The 1027-nt window shown below is 57.7% G+C and carries 1 protein-coding gene; it reads left to right on the forward strand.

All coding sequences use genetic code 11. The features are described 5' to 3' along the window. Positions 1-28: 28 nt before the first annotated feature. Positions 29-943, forward strand: a complete 915-nt coding sequence (gene tsf / locus AB4Z11_RS32535; protein ID WP_442030428.1) for a translation elongation factor Ts — start codon at positions 29-31, stop codon at positions 941-943. The last annotated feature ends 84 nt before the right edge of the window (positions 944-1027 follow it).

The raw sequence follows: 1027 nt of genomic DNA on the forward strand, positions 1-1027 counted from the left end.
CAGTACCCACCGAATACAGGAGAAACACATGGCAGCAATTACTGCAGCAATGGTTGGCGAACTGCGCGCGAAGACCGACGCGCCAATGATGGAGTGCAAGAAGGCACTGACCGAAGCCGACGGCGACATGAACAAAGCAGAAGAGATTCTGCGCGTTAAGCTGGGCGGCAAGGCTGCCAAGGCATCCGCACGTATCACCGCTGAAGGCGTGGTCGCTGCTTACATCGCCGGCAACGTGGGCGCCCTGGTTGAAGTGAACTCCGAAACCGACTTCGTGGCCAAGAACGACGACTTCCTGGCAATGTCGAACCTGGCTGCCAAGCTGGCTGCTGAAAACAATCCGGCTGACGTTGCAGCCCTGCTGGCACTGCCAGCTGGCAACGGCCAGACCCTGGAAGAAGTGCGCGCTGCCCTGGTTGGCAAAATCGGCGAAAACATGTCGATCCGTCGCTTCCAGCGTTTCGAAACCACCGGCAAGCTGGCTTCCTACCTGCACGGCGCGCGTATCGGCGTGATCGTCGACTTCGAAGGTGGCGACGACCAGGTTGGTAAAGACGTGGCAATGCACATCGCTGCAATGAAGCCAGTGGCTCTGTCCGCTGAGCAAGTTCCTGCCGACCTGATCGAAAAAGAGCGTTCGGTTGCCAAGGCCAAGTCCGACGAAGATGCGGCTAAAGCTGCTGCCGAAGGCAAGCCAGCTCAGCCAGCTGACATCGTTGCCAAGCGCATCGATGGCTCGGTTGCCAAGTACCTGAAAGAAGYGTCGCTGATGAACCAGGCTTTCGTGAAGAACGACAAGCAGTCCGTTGAGCAGATGCTGAAAGCAGCAAACACCACCATCAAGGGCTTCACCATGTACGTGGTTGGCGAAGGCATTGAAAAGAAAGTGGACGATTTCGCGGCAGAAGTGGCAGCCCAAATGGCTGCGTCGAAAGGCGCTTAATCAAGAAAACGGGCCGCAAGGCCCGTTTTTTTAACCCGAGGCGCAAAGCAGGTGGCCGCCACATCGTGGCAGCCACCAGGCCTT

The sequence above is a fragment of the Pseudoduganella sp. RAF53_2 genome (assembly GCF_052113985.1).
Taxonomy (GTDB): domain Bacteria; phylum Pseudomonadota; class Gammaproteobacteria; order Burkholderiales; family Burkholderiaceae_D; genus Rugamonas.